This window comes from Rhodocaloribacter sp. (assembly GCF_056451265.1).
In genome coordinates this window covers 76796-94536 of sequence record NZ_JBWOPL010000050.1, presented here as the reverse complement: position 1 = coordinate 94536, position 17741 = coordinate 76796, and the positions used below count along the sequence as shown (strand labels likewise).

At 62.8% G+C, this 17741-nt stretch carries 21 protein-coding genes; 4 read left to right on the top strand and 17 right to left on the bottom strand.

Annotation, left to right across the window (positions count from 1 at the left end):
* Positions 1-11 precede the first annotated feature (11 nt).
* The 5 genes from AC1HIY_RS08980 to AC1HIY_RS08960 all read right to left on the bottom strand — a co-directional run bounded on the left by AC1HIY_RS08980 (position 12) and on the right by AC1HIY_RS08960 (position 4965).
* Entirely contained in the window at positions 12-1001 is a 990-nt protein-coding gene (locus AC1HIY_RS08980; protein WP_479576390.1) for a universal stress protein, read from the bottom strand.
* A gap of 116 nt (positions 1002-1117) precedes the next feature.
* Positions 1118-1966 (bottom strand): energy transducer TonB, encoded by an 849-nt coding sequence (locus AC1HIY_RS08975; protein ID WP_479576389.1) that lies wholly within the window; start codon positions 1964-1966, stop codon positions 1118-1120.
* A 38-nt stretch (positions 1967-2004) separates the two neighbouring features.
* Entirely contained in the window at positions 2005-2985 is a 981-nt protein-coding gene (locus tag AC1HIY_RS08970) for a universal stress protein (protein WP_479576388.1), read from the bottom strand.
* Positions 2982-3965, bottom strand: a complete 984-nt coding sequence (locus AC1HIY_RS08965) for a universal stress protein (RefSeq protein ID WP_479576387.1) — start codon at positions 3963-3965, stop codon at positions 2982-2984. Before AC1HIY_RS08965 ends, AC1HIY_RS08970 begins: the two co-directional genes overlap by 4 nt.
* 43 nt (positions 3966-4008) lie before the next feature.
* Positions 4009-4965: a universal stress protein gene (locus tag AC1HIY_RS08960; RefSeq protein ID WP_479576386.1), complete on the bottom strand. Its 957-nt coding sequence runs from the start codon at positions 4963-4965 to the stop codon at positions 4009-4011.
* Between the two features lie 319 nt (positions 4966-5284).
* Between AC1HIY_RS08960 and AC1HIY_RS08955 the strand changes: the two genes are divergently transcribed.
* Positions 5285-5800 carry a DinB family protein gene (locus AC1HIY_RS08955; protein WP_479576385.1) on the top strand — a complete coding sequence of 172 codons (516 nt, stop codon included), beginning with the start codon at positions 5285-5287 and terminating at the stop codon, positions 5798-5800.
* 95 nt (positions 5801-5895) lie between these two features.
* On the opposite strand, the gene AC1HIY_RS08950 is transcribed toward AC1HIY_RS08955, so the two are convergent.
* The 10 genes from AC1HIY_RS08950 to AC1HIY_RS08905 form a co-directional block, all read right to left on the bottom strand.
* A complete protein-coding gene (locus tag AC1HIY_RS08950; protein ID WP_479576384.1) occupies positions 5896-6684 on the bottom strand; it encodes an ABC transporter permease subunit in 789 nt (262 codons plus the stop codon).
* 47 nt (positions 6685-6731) lie between these two features.
* Positions 6732-7523 (bottom strand): ABC transporter ATP-binding protein, encoded by a 792-nt coding sequence (locus tag AC1HIY_RS08945; RefSeq protein WP_479576383.1) that lies wholly within the window; start codon positions 7521-7523, stop codon positions 6732-6734.
* Complete coding sequence (locus AC1HIY_RS08940; RefSeq protein ID WP_479576382.1) at positions 7516-8814, bottom strand: nitrous oxide reductase family maturation protein NosD; 1299 nt, start codon at positions 8812-8814, stop codon at positions 7516-7518. Before AC1HIY_RS08940 ends, AC1HIY_RS08945 begins: the two co-directional genes overlap by 8 nt.
* Before the next feature lie 13 nt (positions 8815-8827).
* Complete coding sequence (locus AC1HIY_RS08935) at positions 8828-9319, bottom strand: nitrous oxide reductase accessory protein NosL (RefSeq protein WP_479576381.1); 492 nt, start codon at positions 9317-9319, stop codon at positions 8828-8830.
* Positions 9320-9323: 4 nt separating this feature from the next.
* Positions 9324-9917, bottom strand: a complete 594-nt coding sequence (locus tag AC1HIY_RS08930) for a hypothetical protein (RefSeq protein WP_479576380.1) — start codon at positions 9915-9917, stop codon at positions 9324-9326.
* A 114-nt stretch (positions 9918-10031) separates the two neighbouring features.
* On the bottom strand, positions 10032-11987 hold the full coding sequence (gene nosZ, locus AC1HIY_RS08925; protein ID WP_479576379.1) for a Sec-dependent nitrous-oxide reductase: 1956 nt from the start codon (positions 11985-11987) through the stop codon (positions 10032-10034).
* A gap of 50 nt (positions 11988-12037) precedes the next feature.
* Positions 12038-12529, bottom strand: a complete 492-nt coding sequence (locus AC1HIY_RS08920; RefSeq protein WP_479576378.1) for a c-type cytochrome — start codon at positions 12527-12529, stop codon at positions 12038-12040.
* Positions 12530-12614: 85 nt separating this feature from the next.
* On the bottom strand, positions 12615-13076 hold the full coding sequence (locus tag AC1HIY_RS08915; protein WP_479576377.1) for an RrF2 family transcriptional regulator: 462 nt from the start codon (positions 13074-13076) through the stop codon (positions 12615-12617).
* A 117-nt stretch (positions 13077-13193) separates the two neighbouring features.
* Entirely contained in the window at positions 13194-13592 is a 399-nt protein-coding gene (locus tag AC1HIY_RS08910; protein ID WP_479576376.1) for a carboxymuconolactone decarboxylase family protein, read from the bottom strand.
* Between the two features lie 50 nt (positions 13593-13642).
* The gene (locus AC1HIY_RS08905) at positions 13643-14017 is read right to left on the bottom strand and encodes an Hsp20/alpha crystallin family protein (protein WP_479576375.1); all 375 of its coding nucleotides are present in this window, start codon (positions 14015-14017) and stop codon (positions 13643-13645) included.
* Between the two features lie 259 nt (positions 14018-14276).
* Here AC1HIY_RS08905 and lysA point away from each other — a divergent pair, with 259 nt between their 5' ends.
* On the top strand, positions 14277-15542 hold the full coding sequence (gene lysA, locus AC1HIY_RS08900; RefSeq protein ID WP_479576374.1) for a diaminopimelate decarboxylase: 1266 nt from the start codon (positions 14277-14279) through the stop codon (positions 15540-15542).
* Between the two features lie 9 nt (positions 15543-15551).
* On the opposite strand, the gene AC1HIY_RS08895 is transcribed toward lysA, so the two are convergent.
* On the bottom strand, positions 15552-16217 hold the full coding sequence (locus tag AC1HIY_RS08895) for a fumarylacetoacetate hydrolase family protein (protein ID WP_479576418.1): 666 nt from the start codon (positions 16215-16217) through the stop codon (positions 15552-15554).
* A gap of 124 nt (positions 16218-16341) precedes the next feature.
* Here AC1HIY_RS08895 and rplU point away from each other — a divergent pair, with 124 nt between their 5' ends.
* Positions 16342-16653 (top strand): 50S ribosomal protein L21, encoded by a 312-nt coding sequence (rplU, locus tag AC1HIY_RS08890; protein ID WP_479576373.1) that lies wholly within the window; start codon positions 16342-16344, stop codon positions 16651-16653.
* A gap of 55 nt (positions 16654-16708) precedes the next feature.
* On the top strand, positions 16709-16969 hold the full coding sequence (gene rpmA / locus AC1HIY_RS08885) for a 50S ribosomal protein L27 (protein WP_479576372.1): 261 nt from the start codon (positions 16709-16711) through the stop codon (positions 16967-16969).
* Between the two features lie 87 nt (positions 16970-17056).
* Here the strand turns inward: rpmA and AC1HIY_RS08880 are convergent, their stop codons facing one another.
* Positions 17057-17386, bottom strand: a complete 330-nt coding sequence (locus AC1HIY_RS08880) for an Hpt domain-containing protein (RefSeq protein WP_479576371.1) — start codon at positions 17384-17386, stop codon at positions 17057-17059.
* Between the last annotated feature and the right edge of the window lie 355 nt (positions 17387-17741).

Below are 17741 nucleotides of genomic sequence, written 5' to 3'. Positions count from 1 at the left end.
GGTGTACCTCCTCAGGTATGCAATTTCGATGGTTCTCTTTGTTGGCGCTCCTCCTCCGCCGAAACCGGACGATAGAGCAGCGATTTGCCGAAACTCCGCACGGTGAAGACGGGGCACGGCGCGCTTCGCACGACCTTCTCGGTCACACTTCCGGCAAGGAAATGCCGAAGGCCGGTCTGCCCGTGCGTCGCCATCACGATCATGTCGGAGGGCCGACGCTCGGCGAAGGCGAGGATCTCATAGGCGGGATATCCCGTCACTGCGTGAAAGGAGACGGCGCCGTTGGGACCGGGCGCCAGCTCATAGGCAGCCTCCATCTCACGCCTTGCCTCCCCCTCCAGATCCCGCTCGCGCGTTTCGAGGGACATCGGTGACAGGCTGTAAAAATCGGGATACGCGGTCCAGTGGATCACGTGCAGCAGGTCGAGGTGGGCCTCGTAGAGCGCGGCGAGTTCCTTGGCATACCGCAAGGCCTCACGCGAGTGGAAGGAGAAATCGAACGGGGCGAGAATGTGCCGCACCCCCTCGACGACCGGGGCGCCCTCCTCTTTCGGAGCGTGCGCCGTGAGCACCGGGCACCGGGCTTCCCGCACGACCGCCTCGGCGACGCTCCCGAGCAACGCTCGTCTGACCCCGCGCCGACCGTGCGTCCCCATCACGATGAGGTCCATGTCTTCCCGCTCCGCATACTCCAGAATGACTTCCTTCGCCGAGACGCCCCGCGAATGCACCCGTTTGATCGCGACGCCGTCGTGCGGGCGCCCCTCGATGAACGCCCGCATCTCGCGGTCGGCTTCGGCCCAGAGCGCCTTAAAGAACGCCGTCTCGTCGATGGAGCTCTCGAACGCGCCCCGGATCGGATCCTCACCGAAGGTCGGCGCGACGTGAAGCACGTGCAGTTCGGAGCCATGCTTCCGCGCGAGGTAGAGGGCATGCTCGAACGCGGCGTGCGCACACGCCGAGAAGTCGGTCGGATGAAGGATTCGTTGGATCCGCAACATGACGCTGCCCTCTTTCCTGACGGATGGAGAAACGCTTCCGCCGACGCGCCCGGCAATCCCCGGCTGCCCCGGCCGAAGCGCGGCTCTCCCGACCTCGCCGATTTGATACTACCGGGTCACCCCTTGCGTTTCAGGTCCCGGAGACGGAAGCGGATCGGGATCGCCATCCGCACACGCACGGGCACGCCGCGTTGCTTGCCCGGCTTGAAGCGCAGTTTCATCACGGCTTCGACAGCGGCCTTATCGAGCACGTCTCCGGCGGAACGGGCTACGACGGGGTTGGCAGGCCGTCCGTCAGGCTCGACGACGATCTGCACCACCACGAGCCCTTCCAGGCCGGCCTTCCGCGCAATGTCGGGATATTCGAGGAATTTGTAGATCTGGGCCGTCCCCCCGATGATCTCCGGCATCTCCTCGACCACCACGAAGATCTCCGCTTCCTCTTCCTGTGCCGGCTCTTCCTCCTTCGGCGGCGGTGGCGGCGGCGGCAGTTCGCTGAGCGCTTCGTTCATGTCCAGCGTGGCGTCGAGGTTCAATTCCACGTCATCGAGGACGACGTCGTTCGGCACCTCGACGGGCACCGGCGGGCGCGGCGGCGGCGGCGGCTTGACCTCCTGATGGGTCTGCGTCACCTCCTCCATCTGCACCACCTCCTGCGTCGCCAGATCGATGTTGAAGCCCTCTTCCTTCGGGCGCATCGGGGCGCGGAAAAGCGCGATCAGAACAAGCAGGGAGGCGATGAGACCGATCTCGATGTACAGACTATAATTCCGACGGAGATCGACTTTCGGGTTTCGGTACGGCTTGAAGCCCTTCGTCCTCGAAGGGGAGCGAGACGGGGCGCCCCGACGCGCCTTCCCGGGTTCGGACCGACGCGCGGCCTCCCGGACCAGTGGTTCGCGCGCGCGTTCCACCGGCGTTTCGGGCCGGATTTCGGGGGCATCTATTTCTAGCTGGGCATTCATGACAACCTCCATGGCTCAAGGTTGACCGGGTATGTGGATCACGCTCGTGCGGATGACGCTTCCGTAGCGAGCGCGGCAAGGGCTTCGACCTGATCCTTCTCGGAGAGGAGCATCTTGCCGAAGCTTCGAACGGTGAACACGGGGCAGAGCGCCATCCGGATCACCTTTTCCGTGACACTGCCGAGGAGCAGGTGCCTGATGCCCGTCAGGCCGTGCGTGGCGATGACGATCAGGTCGTGCCCCCGCGTCTCGGCAAAGTCCAGAATTTCGTGTACGGGATAGCCCACACTGACGAAAACGTCGGTGGGGACGCCCACCTCCGCCGCCTCTCGCGCCAGGGCTTCAAGCGCTTCCCGGGCGCGGGCGCGCACCTCCGGCACGGCTACGAGCGGCGGCTCCACACTGTAGACCTGTGGAAGCGCCGTCTCTTCGATGACGTGCAGAAGATCCAGATGAGCGCCGTAGATGGCCGCCAGATCCCTCGCGTAGGCCAGCGCCAGGTATGAATGCTTCGAAAAGTCGATCGGAGCGAGGATGCGGCGGATCTCGGGCTTTTGCATCGGATCCTTCACGCCTCGCACCGTGAGCACGGGGCAAGTCGCAAAACGTATGACCTTCTCGGCCACACTGCCCAGGAGAAGGCGCTTGATCCCCCGCCGTCCATGCGTGCCCATCACGATGAGGTCGATGTCGTGCGCCCCGGCATAAGCGAGGATCCCATCCGCAGCCGACGGATTTTGCACATAAGCCGAACGCACGCGCGCCCCGTCGTCCCTCCTTGCTTCGATGGCCGCTTCGAGCCGCTTGCCCGTGGAGAGGTGGAGCTGTTCGGCCACCTCTTCCTCGGTCAACGGAAAAAACGAGAGCGGGCTGTCCGAGTCGAGGGCATCGGAAGCGATCACGTGCAGCACGTGAAGTTCGGCGTCGAACCGGGCCGCGAGATAAGCCGCCTGTGTGAACGCCCCCTCGGCGCACATCGAGAAGTCGGTCGGAAACAGTATGGTGCGGATGTTCATCATGAGGCGGCGCTCCTGAGTCTGGGTCTGGCCTTGACCGGCGGCGGATCGTCCCTGAGATTCTTTTCGCTCGGCTCGCTTCGAAGCAGGGATTTGCCAAAGGCTTTGTCGGTGAAAACAGGGCACGGAGCGGCGCGGATGATCTGTTCCGCCTCTTTGCCGAGCCGGCGTTCGTCCAGCCCTTTCCGCCCGTGTGAACTCAGCACGATGATGCCGGACCGATCTCGACCGGCAACCTTCAAAATCTCCCGCGACGGCCTGCCCCGCCGCACCACCGGAAGCATCTCGACCTCCGGCCCTTCCGCCGAATCATAAAATTGCTTCAACGCGTCGAGCGCAGCCTCCTCCGAAGGGGCGGCTCCCCCGGCTTCGGCTCCCTCGAGGACGTGAAGCGCGTGGAGCGGCACGCCGTAGAGCCATGCGAGATGCTTCGCGTAGGACAACGCGCGCCGGGCGTGCCCGGAGAAGTCCACCGGAGCCAGCACGCGTTCGACCAGGTCCGGCATGCGGCTGCTCCGCGGACCTACGGTGAACACGGGCCGGTCGGCGAGTTTGATCACCTGCTCGGCGGTCTTCCCGATGGGCCAGTGATCCTCCACGTCGTTCAGGAAACGATCCACGCTGCGATGACCGTGCGTGCCCAGCACAATCAGGTCGACGTCGTGCTCCTGACCATACTCCAGGATTGCCGGTGTGGCCTCGATGCTTTCTCGCTCGATACGGCGGACGGGAACCTCATTCCAGCAGGCATCCGCATCGCCTCCGGTCTCCTCTCTCGGCTCACGCCGTGCGTAGACCCCGGCCAAATCGGCGCTGACTTCCGGCATGATCCGATCATGATCATACGCGATCCCCCCCTCCACAACGTGGAGCACGTGCACTTCGGCGCCGAGCGCCTCGGCCAAGTGCAGGGCGTGCATCAAGGCGGCTTCGGCACAGTTCGAGTAATCCGTCGGGACCAGTATTTTCCGGATCTGAAACATGGCGCGCACCTTTGTCAGGCTATGCTCAGAGAACGATTCAGGATCAGGCCGAGGTCTCGGCCATGGCCGGTTCGCCGTCTTCGAGCAGAGACTTGCCGAGGCTCTTCACCGTGAAGACGGGACACGACGCCGTGCGGACGACCTTCTCGGCCACACTGCCGATGAAAAGGTGCGCCAGGCCCGTCAGGCCGTGCGTCGCCATCACGATCATGCTGCGCTCGCGCTCCCGCGCGAAATCGGTGATCGCCTGGGCGGCGTGTCCGGTCAGCACGTGGAAGCTGACGTCCTTCGGCGGACCGAAGGTGTCCTCATAAAGTTTTTTCAACTGCTTTTCGGCCTGCTCCTCGAGGTCGGGTTTCGTGTCATAGATCGAGTAGGCCGTCACGTTGTAGAAAGCCGGATAAACGGCTTCTTCGACCACGTGGACGACGTCGAGGTGGGCGTCGTAGAAATCCGCCAGTTCACGCGCATAGCGCAGCGCCACGAGGGCATGCTGGGAGAAGTCCGTCGGCGCGACGATGGACCGGATGGTCGGCGACGGCGGCTTGCCTTCCCCGCCGCCGCTGATGGTGAGCACCGGGCACTTCGCCATTTGCACGACCTCTTCGGCCACGCTCCCGAGGAGGAGCCGCCGCAGCCCGCGCTTCCCGTGCGTGCCCATCACGACGAGGTCGACGTCATGCTCCTCCGCATACCGGAGAATGGCCGGGGCGGCGGCAACGTCGCGCATCACCGTATACTTGAGTTCGAGCGCTTCGGGATCGACGGAACCCACCGCTTCGGCCTGCGCGTTCACCCGCTTCTTCATCTCTTCACGCACCCGCTCGTTGTGCCGGGCGGGATAGGCCGACGGCGCGAACGGATCGCCATAGAGCACCTGTGCGTACAGCACGTGCACTTCCGCCCCGTGACGCTGCGCCAGGTCGAGCGCAAAGCCGAGCGCGGCATCCGAACACTCGGAGAAATCTTCCGCCACTAATATTTTGTTTATCCGCAACATGATACACCTCCCAGACCGACTTGCATATTCACGTCCTTCGCTTTGATTTAGAGCATACGAAGTCTCTCTTCCCACCGTTGACAGGCGGCGTAGAGAGACCTTGTGGGGAAATGCTTTTGCACCCGCGTGAGGGAATCCCCGACGCAAAATGCAGGGATGACGCGTAGCCCGTGGAACGCGAGGCGGTCAAGGCGTCATCGGAACCCGCGCCCCGGCGCCTGACCGCTCATCCCGGAAGGCGACAGCCTTTCCGGCTTGTGCGCCACCCCCGACGAGCGTATGTTTCCGCACGCAACCCCTCCATCCTCCCGAGACTGTCATGTCGTCTTCTCCCCCACTGAAACAGGTCGCCGCCGGAGATTTGAAACAAGAGATTGCCACTACGCGCCGCGTTCTCGAACGTGTGCCGGATGCGCATTTCGGCTGGAGACCCCACGAGAAGTCGATGAGTCTCGCCGAACTCGCGGGCCATCTCTCCAACCTGCTCTTCTGGCAGCGATCCATCATCGAGGACGATTTTTACGACACCGCCGCCGCTCCTCCCACTCCCGAACCCCCTTCCGGCCGGGAGGAACTCCTGCGTGACTTCGACGCCGGACGGGACGCGCTCTTCGCCGCATTCGAACGCCTCGAAGATGCGGATCTGCGCCGCCCGTGGAGCCTCAAACGGGGCGATCAGGTGATCTTTTCCCAGCCCAGGGGCGTCGTCCTCCGGAGCTTTGGCATCAACCACATGGTGCACCACCGGGGACAACTGAGCGTCTATCTGCGCCTGCTCGACGTGCCCGTGCCCTCCATCTATGGCCCGAGCGCCGATGAAGCCTCGCCGTCCTGAACATGCGCGTCCACGGGCTCACGTTCGTTCGTCGTCAGGGAGCTTGCCGCGCTCGCCGTCCCGATCACCCTTACACCCATACAGGCCGCCGGGCGTCAGAAGTCCCGCTTTTCGAAGAGCCTCAGCCCGGCATAGAGGGGTACGGCGAGCCAGATACCGAGCATTCCGAAGGCCACCGCCAGCCCGAGGCCGGAGCCGAAGAACTGCCGGAAGACGGCGCCGGTATATCCCATGAGCGCCGAGATGTCGAAGTTCATGAGCAGGGCCACCCGCGTCAGATCGACGGGGTTGAGCATCATCAGCGCGAGCACGGGTTTGTCGAGGGGGTAGTCGGAAAACGCGCCGAGGAAGAGGAGCACGCCGCCGTCGTAGATCACGGTGAAGAAGAGCCAGAGGATGATGGCCGTTCCGAGGCCCTTCACGCGGTCCACGAAGGCGGTGGCGATCAGAAAAGCCAGGGCGACAAAGATGAGCGTCAGCCAGACGCCCGTGACGAGGAGCATGATGAGCGCGCCCGTTCCCGCTCCGGCGCCGCCGCGCATGAGGAACGGCAAGGCCACACCGGCGGCAAAGCTCATCGCCAGGGGCAGCGCGAGCCCGCTGAACATCCCGGCAAAGAGCGAGCGCCGGTTTACCGGCTGCGCCAGAAGCATTTCCACGAACTCCCGCGCATTGTACAGATACATCGTCCCGAAGAGGATGCTCACGAGCGGAATCAGCAACAGCACCACGTTGACCAGGCTCAGGAGCGCCTTCACGTTCGCGCCGCTGAAACGAAGCAGTCCCTCCGTGAGCACGAAGAAAAACAGCCCGTAATACGCCACCCACTTGCTCCGGAGAACATCGTTGAGTTCGTATTTGACGATTTTGATCGTAGTGTCCATGATGACGCTCGTGGTCGGTCGGAAGACGAATGGTGGATGGCGCCCCCTCAGGGTGAGGCGACGGAGGTGTGTCCGTTACGGGAAAGCGGGGAGGCGATCGCCTGATGCAGCCCCTTCGCTCCGGTCGGACCGGCGGCGCGCTGCTCCAGAAGCGCCGCGATGGCGCGCTCGAGCCGTTCCTCACCCGTGACGGCCTTGATCTCGTCCCGCGGTCCCTCGAAGCAGATCTTGCCTTCGAGGAGGAAAACGATGTGATCCGAAAGCTCCTCGATCTCGCTCATGATGTGCGAGGTCAAAATGACGGTTTTGCCCGCCTCCTTCGCCTCGATAATCTTGTCTTTGAGCCGGCTGCTCGCGATGGGATCGAGACCGGCGGTCGGTTCGTCGAGGATGAGGATGTTCGGACGAAAGAGGAACGCGATGACGGCGCTCACCTTCTGGCGCGTCCCGCCGGAGAGCGTGCGGATCGGCTTGTCGAGATCGTCGGTGAACGAGAAGGCGTGCAGCAACCCTTCGTCGAGCCCGTCGGGGTTGCCGCGCAGGTCCTTGTGCATGCGGATCACCTCGCGCGCGGTCAGGTTCTCCGGGAAGCGCGCCGCCTGCGGCATATAGCCGATCTTTGAGCGATAGGTCCAGTCGCCGTTGAGCCGTTTCCCGTCGATCTCGATGCTTCCGGCGTCGGGGCGGGTCAGGCCCAGGAGACACTTGATGAGCGTCGTCTTCCCCGCGCCGTTCGGCCCCACGATGGCCGTCACACGTCCGCTTTCGATGCGGGCGTCGAGCCCCCTGAGCACCTCTCGGGGCCCAAAGCGCTTCTTCAAGGCTTGAATGTCAATCATGGTTCGGGAGTGCAGTGGTGGAAAAAGGCGCCCCGGAGGGCCGGTCGGGATACGGCTTCATCTTCGGCATCGCATCGACGAGCGTCTCCGGCGTGAGCACCGGGAAAACCCGCTCGGCGGCGTCGAGCAAATCGATGAACAGGCTCCGCATCAACACCAGCGCCGGCTCGTTCTGCTCGACGATGAGCGAGAAGAGACGCACCGGGTGGAAGGGCACGTCTCCGTAGCCGTCTCGGTCGAGGTCGTAGCCCTCGTACCGGTCCCAGTAGTTCTCCTCGAACGTGCTGGACGTGCGCCGACTGCTCGTCGAGACGTCGAAGGAGTTCCCGATAAAGTTGTTCCGAAAAAATCGATTGTCCTGCGAGCTCGACATGAGCTTCACCGCCCATCCGTTCCCCTCGAACACATTGTTCTCGACGGTGGTCCGGTTGACGCTCTCGGCATAGACCCCCGTGGTGTTCTCGACGAAGCGATTGCCTTCGACCCGGCTGTCCCGAATCTCTTTGAGGAGCAGCCCATACGAAGCTCCGCCCCAGTTCCGCTCGAACGTGTTTCCGACCATCTCCACCTGATCGGTGTACATCACCGCGACACCCGCGCGGTTTTCCCGGAAGACGTTCTGCTCATACCGGCTTCGATCGGAGAACATGAAGTGGAGCCCGTATCGGAGGTTGTTCCAACTCTCATTCTTGCGGATGATGGAGTCTTCGACGAACTCCATGTAAATGCCGTCCCGATGGCCGTGGATGCGATTGTGCTCGATGGTGATGTTCTTGCAGTACCACAGGTGGATGCCGTTGCCCGAGGCGGCTTCGCGGGTGTAGGTGCCGACCATCTCATTGTCGGCCACCCGGCAATCGGCGGTCTGCGCGAGATACACGGCGAAAAAAGTGTTTTCGAAGCGGTTGCCTTCGATGAGGCAGTTGCGCGCTTCTTTGACCTTGATGCCGGCGCGGTCCTCCACATAACTCACGCCCACGTTTCGGAAGGTGAGGCCGCGCACGGTCACGCCGTCGGCCAGGATGGTCATGATCTGCCGGTCCCCCTGCCCGTCGAGTATGGCGCCGGGTTCACCGACGAGGGTCAGCGGCTTGTCGACGACGAGGGTCGGCTCCCGATAGACACCCGCTCGGATGACGATGCGGTCGCCGGGGTGCGCGCTCGCGAGCGCTTCCGTAAGGGTCGTCACCGAGCCGCCGGGACCGACGACGAGGTCCTGCGCCCGCGCGCCCGCACACGCCGAGGCGAGGACCAGGATCACGACTACCAGGATGACGTGCTTCGTGCGCATGGTTCGGAACCGTCTAGGGCATCTGCATGACCTTGTGCCCGTGCTCGACGTCCGGACGCGAGGTCTTCACCAGTTCGAGCACTTCATCCCATCCGAGCACTTCGCCGCCGGTCCGCTCGCGCACGGCGTCGAGACCCGCCCGGTTCGCGAACGCCGCGAGGTTCATTCCCATCGGGCTTCGGATGTTCTCCCCGTGGAGATAAAGGGCATCCTCGGCGCGGATGAGTGTGGGCGGATGGGCGAAATCCGTGACCCAGAGCGAGTGGATCTCCTCGGGCGCAACCTGTCCGTCGAGAACGAATCCGGCGAGGCATTCGATGGAGTCGAATTTGTAGACTTTGCCCTTCTTCGTCACCAGTTCCGCCCCGAAGCGTTGGTCGGTGATGGTCATCATACAATAGGCGCCGTTGTCTTCGCCATAGCGAATCGGTTCCGGCTTCGGCTCGCACGCCGTTACGACGACCATCAGCGCGGCCGGCAACCAGAGTCGTGTCCATCGACGCATCATCTCAAACCACCGAAATCTTGTTTTTCCGCCGCTTGATTTCCAGGTACGAGGCGGTGAGACCGAGCGCCAGCGCCAGAAAAGCCATCCAGCCGCCAAAGGCGGGCCAGGAGTGGGCGGTAAAGTTGAGCAGCTGTTTCGAGCCGAGCAGGGGCGGCTGATAGCTCATACCCGGCACCTTGATCGCCGCGTGCGGATTGAGGTTGTGCCCGTAGTCGTATTCCCACAGGTAGAAGTCCACCAGCCCCACCACGGCGATGATCAGGAAAGCGGCCGTCCAGGTGTAGAGCATCCAGGGTTTCCCGGTCCAGGCCGCCAGAAGGCCGAAGGCCATCAGGGCGGCAATCAACCACGGCATCACTTTCAACTCGGTGATCGAGTCCGGCTCGATCCGTTTCATGCCGATGTAATGATTGAGACCGTTGATGTTGTCCAGATCGTTGGGCTTGATGCCCTCGATGTCGTTGATCCGAATATACATCCCGATCCCTTCGGGGTACTGTGGCGCGTCGAGCGTGATCTTCCAGATCGGAAAAAGATACATCATCCCCAGCGCCAGCACCGCGATTATCAACAGGGTGCGCGATTGCTTGGTCATAGCTCTCATCCAATGAATGACGCATGGACTCGGGTCGTGCGGAGGGCCTTCCCTCTCCGCCCACCGGTGCGGAGAGGGTCCGCGCCTCCGCACGACCGGAGCGCCATACTCAGATCAGTTTCCGGTTCCATACGAGATCGGGACGTTCGCGCCGGGCGGAGACACGCGGATGTATCCCTGCATCTCCTGGTGGAGGGCCGAACAGAAGTCCGTGCAGTAGAACGGGAAGACACCGACCCGCTGCGGCTTCCACACCAGCGTCCGGGTCTCGCCCGGCATGATCAGCAACTCCGCGTTCCGTGCGCCAAGCATGGCAAAGCCGTGCGGCACGTCCCAGTCCTGTTCGAGGTTCGTCACGTGGAAGTACACCGTATCCCCCAGCTTGATGCCCTCGATGTTGTCCGGGGTGAAGTGCGTGCGGATGGTGGTCATGTACACGTGCACGTCGTTGCCGTCACGCTCCACGCGCGCCTCGCTCTCACTCTTGATGGCGTCCGGGTTATTGTTCTCCTGCAGTTGATAGAACTTCAGCTGCTTGTCCATGATCAGACTTGCCGGCAGGGCCTGCCCATAGTGCGGCTCGCCCATCGTCGGGAAGTCGAGGAGCATCTCCATCTTGTCCCCGGAGATGTCGATCAACTGGGCCGCGTGCGCCAGTTCCGGTCCGGTGGGCAGATAGCGGTCCTTGGTGATCTTGTTCAGGGCCAGGAGATACTTGCCCCACGGCTTGCGGCTGTCGCCGCCGGGGATGGAGAGGTGCCCGACCGAGTAGTAGACGGGGATGCGATCGACCACCTGCCAGGTGCCGAGCTCCCACTTCACGATCTCGGAGGAGATGAAGGCCGTCGTGTAGGCATAGCCCTTTCCGTCGAACTCGGTGTGGAGCGGTCCGAGGCCCGGGTTTTCCACCTCACCGGCGATCACGGCGTCGTATTTGAGCACCGGGATGCCGTCGACCTCCGTCTCGAAAGCCTTGTCTTCGATGGCTTTGAGCATTTTCGAGAACGAGTGCACGGGGATGACCGTGGCCAGCTTGCCGCCCGCGACGATGTACTCGCCGCTCGGGTCCACGTCCACGCCGTGCGGCGACTTGGGCGTGGGCAGGTAATAGACCAGGCCTTCGCAGTCGGTCGGGTAGAGCACCGTAACGCCGTCTTTCTGCTCCGAAACGGCGATGCGCGCCTCGTTCAGATAGTTGTGGACGTACTTGCCCGACATCCGCTTCCCTTTCCCTTCGGCCAGGCACTCCTCGGCCCGTTTCCAGTGCACGGCGGCGACGAAGTCCTTGTCGTTCTGCGAAGCGTTTACTTCGAGGAGCGTGTTGGCCTGCTCCGTGTTGTACGACGTGAAGAACGCCCAGCCGAAGGACGGACCCTTGCCGGCATGCGCCAGGTCGTAGTTGTAGCCGGGCACCAGGATCTGGAAGGCCACGTCCATCTTGCCGGGTTCGTCCGCCTTGATGAAGCTGATCGTGCCCTTGAAATTGTCCTTGTACTCGTCGATGGACATGTCACGCTGCGGGATCGGCACGCTGAAGCGCGTCGAAGCCACGATGTACTCGGAGTTCGGCGTGATGAACGGCGAGGCATGGTTGCCGGCGGAGTTCGGGATCTCGACGATCTCGTCGGTCTCGAACGTCGTCAGGTCGATGCGAGCCACACGCGGCGTGTTGTTCGCGTTGATGAAGAGCCACCGTCCGTCCGGCACGCCGTCGGTCTGCGAAAGCTCGGGATGGTGCGCGTCGTCCCAGGGCAGGAAGCCCCATGACGTGTTCAGCATCGCCTTCGTCTCTTCCGTATAGCCCCATCCGTTCTCGGGAAACTGCGAGAACACGGGGATCGTCTTGAGCAGGCGGCCCGAGGGAAGGCCGTGCACCGTCACGTTTCCGCTGAATCCTCCGGAGAGGAACGAGTAGAACTCGTCGTATTCACCGGGCGCCACATACACCTTCTCGGCGGCGGCTTTCCGGCTGCCGGCCTGCTCGGCGCCCGTGCAATTCACGCCGAAAGCACCGAGGAAAAGCAGCACAAATAATCCGTAACCGAGTTTCTTATAGTGGGATTTTGACATAGGTATTACCTCCTAAGGTTGACCAAACGGGGAACGAGGGTGGGGTGGAATCAGGGTTGTGAGGATCCGCCTTCCGCTTCAACCTTGCGCAGATATTCCAGAATGGCGCGGGCCTCCTCTTCCGTGAGACTCTGATTCGCCATCTGGGCCATGTACTGCGCCAGGAGTTCCTTCACCACGGGATGTTTTTGCATCATCTCCTCGGGATTGAGCATCATGTTCATGATGAACTCCGGCGTGCGGCGGGCCGTAACATCGCCCAGGGGCGGACCGATGTACCGGGAATCCAGCTTATGGCAGGCCGTGCATTTCACCTTGAAGAGCTCGGCTCCGCGCGCCGCCAGCGCCTCGTCGATGGGACCGAGGGTGACGCTGGTGATCGGGCCGATGCCCTTCTCGATCTGCTCCTGCGTCAGACCGGACGCGTCGGCCGCTGCCTTCTGACCGCCCTGGTTTTCGCCCGCCTGTTCTCCGCCGCCACAGGCGGAAAGCCCCAGCAAGCCCAAAACCAGCAGCCCGGAGAGGATGAATGTCTTTTTCATGGTTGGTCTCAGTTGGTGGTTCATGTTTGTGTAACTCAGTCGTTGATTGGAGCCGGCCTCCCCTGGAGCCCGGGCAGGATCGCATTCATGCGTTCCGGATCAGGCTGGAGGACGTCACGTCGGTGATGCGAAGATTTTCTTCGACGATGCGCCGCCCCAGTTCTTCCAGCGTCAGTTCGGAGAACATGGCGAACACCTGCTCCCTGGCCTGTGACCATCGCTCGTGCAAGGGGCACGGCTGCCCTTCCCCGCAATCCGGCATCCCGAGCACACACTCCGTGAACAGCCCCGGACCGTCGATGGCAATGACGATCTCGTGCAGGCGCAGTTCGGAAGGCGAACGCGCCAGGGCCACTCCACCTTTGGGTCCTCGAAGTGATTGCATGATGCCTTGCTGGGTCAGGTGTTGAAGGATCTTGGTCAGAAAGTGGGACGAGACCCCGAGCATCTCTCCTATCACATGAATCGGGATGAACTCCTGTTGCGGTTGAGACGCCAGAAAGAGCGCCGTGCGAATCCCGTACTCGCAGCTTTTGGAGAGCAACATACCCATTCAGGTTTTAGGAGTCCTTTATCTTTAATATCAGCCATTCCCCGACCTCGATCAAGTGAGTTTGCTCTAATCACAGGTTCTTCAAATGAGAGACGAAGTCCGGTCCCGGTCCTAATCAGGGCTCATATACGGATGCGCGGCCGGACGAAAAGCGCCCCGGGCGTATTCTTCCACCTCATCGCGGGCGAGCGCTTCGAGCAGTTGGATCCCCTGGATGGCCGCCGGCTCCGTCCCCACGAAAATCGCCACCCCGACGGTCTCGGCGATCTCCTCACGAGTGGCGCCGGCAGCGAGGGCATTGTGCACGTGGTAGGCGATGCTCGTCTCGCTCCGCTCGGCCACCGAAATGCCCAGCGCGATGAGTTCCTTCACCTTTTTGTCGAGGGCCTGATCTCCCATGGCCTCGGCGCGGAGCCGGTCGAGGTCGTGAATCAGTCCGGGCAACATGCCCGACCCAACCTGCCAGGCATGTTTCGTCGGCGTCTCCGCTTCGTGTGTCCGTGTGCTCATGGTTCGCCTCCGTTTGATGGACGCGTCGGTCGTTGGGATAGACCGGTCGCTCACCGCACGTCGATGCGCAACGGCGCATCCTTTTCCAGTTTCGGAATTTTAATGGTCAGAATTCCGTCTTCGAAGGAGGCTTCAATCCGATCCACGCGCACGGCTTTGGGCACCGAGAAGGCCCGATAGAAGCGCCCGAGCGCGGGTTTCGAACGGCGCGCCTCGCTCGATGGACGCGGCGACGGTAGGCGCTCGCCCGTCACCGTGAGGCAATGATCCCTGAAGGTCACCTCGAGCCCCTCTTTTTCAACGCCGGGAAGCCCCACACTGATGAGGTACTCCCGCTCCGTCTCCGCCATATCGATGCCGGGCGCCCAGCCGAAGCTTGCATGCGAAGGATGATTCGGGTCGGATACCCGCCGAGATCGTGTCATGGATCTGAAATTCCTCATGGATGAGCCGGGCCGCACACTCCTCCCTCACTTTCCGCAAAGATCGAAGAATTCGGCATCAGAAATTGAGAGTGTTCCCCCTTCCGGCACGTAAGTGTTCTCCCGACCTTTCGTAGGGTATCCACCTACAAGCCGCCCGGGAACGCCTCATTTTCCATCCTGCCTTGAGGTCGGGCTTCCCATCCTGTATTTTGGCGACTTTTCAGCAGAAAGCCCCCTCTTTTTCGAAGCCTCTTTTCGCATGCGCGCTCCAGACGACAAATTTCCGCCCACCGCCTCCCGTCTGCTCGAAGCGGCTGAAGCCTTCGGCACGCCGACGTACGTTTACGACGAGGCCGTGGTGCGTGCGCGGGTCGCTCGGCTACGGGAGCACCTGAAGGGCCTGCCGCTCCGCCTGCTCTATGCGATGAAGGCCAACGCGAACCCGGCCATTCTGAAGATCATCCGTGAAGAGGGGCTCGGCGTCGACGTGGTTTCGCCGGGAGAGATGGAGTTGGCGCTGCGGATCGGCTTTCCTCCGGAGCGCATCCTCTTCTCCGCCAACAATATGACGGACGAGGAGATGCACGAGGCCCACGCGCAAGGGGTGATGCTCAACATCGGGGAGCTGTCCCGGCTGGCGCGGTTCGGGGAAGCCTACCCCGGTGCGGAGGTCTGCGTGCGACTGAACCCGGCCGTCGGCGGTGGGCATCACGCGCACGTCGTCACGGGCGGAGAGCGTTCCAAATTCGGCATCCCGGTGGCCGACCTCGACCGCGTGCGGGCGCTCCTTCGCAAGCACGATCTCCGGCCGGCGGGCCTGCACCAGCACATCGGGAGCGGCATCATGAGCACGTCGCTGATCTGGCAGGCCGTCCGCGTGCTCCTCGAAGCCGCGAAGTCCTTCGACGAACTGTCGTTCATCAACCTCGGCGGAGGATTCGGCGTCCCGTATCGACCGGGCGAGCGGCCCCTCGACCTCGAAAACTTTCACCGCGCCATCGTCGAGCCCCTCAAAGCCTTTCGCGCCGCCCATCCGGCGACCGCGTTGACCTTCCTTTTCGAACCCGGACGGTATCTCGTCGCCGAAGCGGGCGTGCTTCTGACGCGCGTGAACACGCTCAAGGCCGCCAACGGTCGGCTCTTCGCGGGCACGGATTCGGGCATGAACCACCTGATCCGCCCGGCGATCTACGATGCCTACCACCACGTCGTCAATCTCACCAACCCGGACGCCCCTCCCCGGACGTATGACGTGGTAGGCAACATCTGTGAGTCCGGGGACTACTTCGCGCGCGACCGGGAGATCGCCGAGATCAGGGAGGGCGACGTGCTGGCCGTGCTCGATGTGGGCGCTTACGGCCTGTCGATGGCTTCTCTCTACAACCTCCGCCCCCTTCCGGCCGAGGCGCTTTTGCCCGCCGCGCCGGGCGCTGCGCCGAAGCTTCTCCGCCCGCGCCGCTCGCCCCGCGCCCTCATCGACGCCTTCCTTGCCGAGCACACCGGGCGCGCCCGCGCAACCGTCTGAGGAGCGCCGTCACCGCTTTTCCCGCCGCACCCGCACCCGCAGCGACGGCACACCGGTGATGTGCGCTTCCAAAACGTCTCCTTCACGCACGGGCCCGACGCCTTCGGGCGTGCCCGTATAGAGAAGGTCGCCGGGCATGAGCGTGAAAATCTCCGAACAGTATGAAACGAGCCGGGCGACCGAGAACATCATGTCGCGCGTGTGGCCGTGCTGCCGCACCTCCCCGTTGACCTCCAGGCGTATTTCGAGATCCTGCGCGTCGGGGATGTGCCGGGCATCGACGAGGGGGCCGAGCGGCGCAAACGTATCGAACCCCTTCGCCACGCTCCACGGAAGCCCCTTTCGCTTGGCCACGGCCTGAAGGTCGCGAGCCGTCATGTCCAGCCCTACGGCGTACGCATCCACGTGATCGAGCGCCTTCTCCTCCGGGATGCGCTTCCCCCCCACACCGATGACCGCCACCAGTTCGACCTCGTGATGCACCTCCCGGGATCGCTCCGGGAGCAGCACCGAGCCGCCGTTCCCGACGAGCGACGTTGAAGGTTTTAAGAAAACAATGGGTTCCTCCGGGACGTTGCTCTGCATCTCGGCAGCGTGTTTCGCATAATTTCTGCCGATACACAGCAGTTTTCCCACCCGCACCCCTTGCCCGAGCGAAGGCAACAAAAGTTCCATCATGATCGTTGGGATTGCCTCAGCACACAAATTTTCCTATTTTTGCGGGCTGAAAGTTTTTTCGTTTCGGGAAATCACTCTCGCGTCGGATTTTTCCTCCGGCGCCCCAAAGCAGAGGCACACCATGTACGCAATCGTAGAAATAGCCGGCAAGCAGTATAAGGTACGGAAGAACGACAAACTCTACGTTCCCCGTCGGCCGGAGGAGGTAGACGCAACGCTCACCTTCGACCGCGTCCTGCTCGTTTCGAATGGCGAAGAGGTGCACGTCGGCACGCCGACGGTGGAAGGCGCCACCGTCGAAGCCAAAGTGCTCGATCACGTGAAGGCCGACAAGGTGCTCGTTTTCAAGAAGAAACGCCGCAAGCGCTTCAAGGTAAAACGCGGTCATCGCCAGCCCTACACGCAGATCGAGATCAACGACGTCTCCATCTGACGCGCCCCGGCGCGACCATGTGCAAGAACATACACCATTAGACCGAGAGGTTGCAATGGCTCATAAGAAAGGAATGGGGTCCACCAAGAACGGACGGGACTCCAAGCCCAAGATGCTCGGCATCAAAGCTTTCGGCGGCGAGTTCGTCAAGGCGGGCAGCATCATCGTGCGCCAGCGGGGCACCAAGTTTCACCCCGGCGCCAACGTCGGACGCGGCGGCGACGATTCGCTCTTCGCGCTCACGCCGGGGAAGGTGCGCTTTGCGCGCGGACGCAATGACCGCCGCTTCGTGCACGTGGACCCGGTCGAAGCATAACCGGGCCCGAGTAAACAAGAAAAGGCTTCGGCGCGCACGTCGAAGCCTTTTTTTATGCCATCTCGTCTCGAAGGGCTTCCCCGCAGTTCACCGTACCGGGCCCTGACGCAGCCGGGTAAAGGCCGCCTTCGTTTCGTGGAAGAGCGTCCGAAGCCGCTGCAGGTCCTTTCCGTCCGCTTCCGGCGCATACTTCTCCATGCGTCGGCAATGCATGCCCAGCGCGAGCGCGCCGATGTTCAAACCGGCCCCCTTCAGTGTGTGCGCGGCGCCTTTGAATCCCGCCGCATCGCCTCCGGCGCCCGCCGTTTCGAGCCGCGCGATCAGCTCCTCGGCGAGCGAAAGAAACTCGTTCACGAGTTCACCGAAAAACACCCCCGCGCCATCGTCGAGCGCCATCAGCTCCCGGATCATGTCCATGTTGAGAAGCGCCTCCTCACCGTCCGGACGCCTCTCCCCCGCCTCGCGTGCGAGCCTACGTCCGACTCGATCCTTCGCGCCCGAGTCAGACCGTCGCGGCTTCGGACCCGGATTCACCTCTCGTTCCACAGCAAGCCTCTCATTAAGGTCGTTTTCCGGCTTCCCCCGGACCGGACTCTTGATCGCTCCTTCCGAAACCAAGAAGTCACGCTTTCCGAACGGAGCGCCGCCAAGGGTTCACGACGTTCGCGGACGAACGGCCACCGTAGACGAACGCACCGGCCCAACGGAGCATCGTTTTCGATATCGGGGCGGGACCGAACGGACTTAACCCGGAGCCTCCTCAAAAACTGTC

Bases quoted from the DNA above. Each gene is read 5' to 3' on its own strand.
- AC1HIY_RS08980 (WP_479576390.1), bottom strand. From the start codon at position 1,001: ATGTTGCGGATCCAACGAATCCTTCATCCGACCGACTTCTCGGCGTGT.
- AC1HIY_RS08975 (WP_479576389.1), bottom strand. From the start codon at position 1,966: ATGAATGCCCAGCTAGAAATAGATGCCCCCGAAATCCGGCCCGAAACG.
- AC1HIY_RS08970 (WP_479576388.1), bottom strand. From the start codon at position 2,985: ATGATGAACATCCGCACCATACTGTTTCCGACCGACTTCTCGATGTGC.
- AC1HIY_RS08965 (WP_479576387.1), bottom strand. From the start codon at position 3,965: ATGTTTCAGATCCGGAAAATACTGGTCCCGACGGATTACTCGAACTGT.
- AC1HIY_RS08960 (WP_479576386.1), bottom strand. From the start codon at position 4,965: ATGTTGCGGATAAACAAAATATTAGTGGCGGAAGATTTCTCCGAGTGT.
- AC1HIY_RS08955 (WP_479576385.1), top strand. From the start codon at position 5,285: ATGTCGTCTTCTCCCCCACTGAAACAGGTCGCCGCCGGAGATTTGAAA.
- AC1HIY_RS08950 (WP_479576384.1), bottom strand. From the start codon at position 6,684: ATGGACACTACGATCAAAATCGTCAAATACGAACTCAACGATGTTCTC.
- AC1HIY_RS08945 (WP_479576383.1), bottom strand. From the start codon at position 7,523: ATGATTGACATTCAAGCCTTGAAGAAGCGCTTTGGGCCCCGAGAGGTG.
- AC1HIY_RS08940 (WP_479576382.1), bottom strand. From the start codon at position 8,814: ATGCGCACGAAGCACGTCATCCTGGTAGTCGTGATCCTGGTCCTCGCC.
- AC1HIY_RS08935 (WP_479576381.1), bottom strand. From the start codon at position 9,319: ATGCGTCGATGGACACGACTCTGGTTGCCGGCCGCGCTGATGGTCGTC.
- AC1HIY_RS08930 (WP_479576380.1), bottom strand. From the start codon at position 9,917: ATGACCAAGCAATCGCGCACCCTGTTGATAATCGCGGTGCTGGCGCTG.
- nosZ (WP_479576379.1), bottom strand. From the start codon at position 11,987: ATGTCAAAATCCCACTATAAGAAACTCGGTTACGGATTATTTGTGCTG.
- AC1HIY_RS08920 (WP_479576378.1), bottom strand. From the start codon at position 12,529: ATGAAAAAGACATTCATCCTCTCCGGGCTGCTGGTTTTGGGCTTGCTG.
- AC1HIY_RS08915 (WP_479576377.1), bottom strand. From the start codon at position 13,076: ATGTTGCTCTCCAAAAGCTGCGAGTACGGGATTCGCACGGCGCTCTTT.
- AC1HIY_RS08910 (WP_479576376.1), bottom strand. From the start codon at position 13,592: ATGAGCACACGGACACACGAAGCGGAGACGCCGACGAAACATGCCTGG.
- AC1HIY_RS08905 (WP_479576375.1), bottom strand. From the start codon at position 14,017: ATGACACGATCTCGGCGGGTATCCGACCCGAATCATCCTTCGCATGCA.
- lysA (WP_479576374.1), top strand. From the start codon at position 14,277: ATGCGCGCTCCAGACGACAAATTTCCGCCCACCGCCTCCCGTCTGCTC.
- AC1HIY_RS08895 (WP_479576418.1), bottom strand. From the start codon at position 16,217: ATGGAACTTTTGTTGCCTTCGCTCGGGCAAGGGGTGCGGGTGGGAAAA.
- rplU (WP_479576373.1), top strand. From the start codon at position 16,342: ATGTACGCAATCGTAGAAATAGCCGGCAAGCAGTATAAGGTACGGAAG.
- rpmA (WP_479576372.1), top strand. From the start codon at position 16,709: ATGGCTCATAAGAAAGGAATGGGGTCCACCAAGAACGGACGGGACTCC.
- AC1HIY_RS08880 (WP_479576371.1), bottom strand. From the start codon at position 17,386: ATGGACATGATCCGGGAGCTGATGGCGCTCGACGATGGCGCGGGGGTG.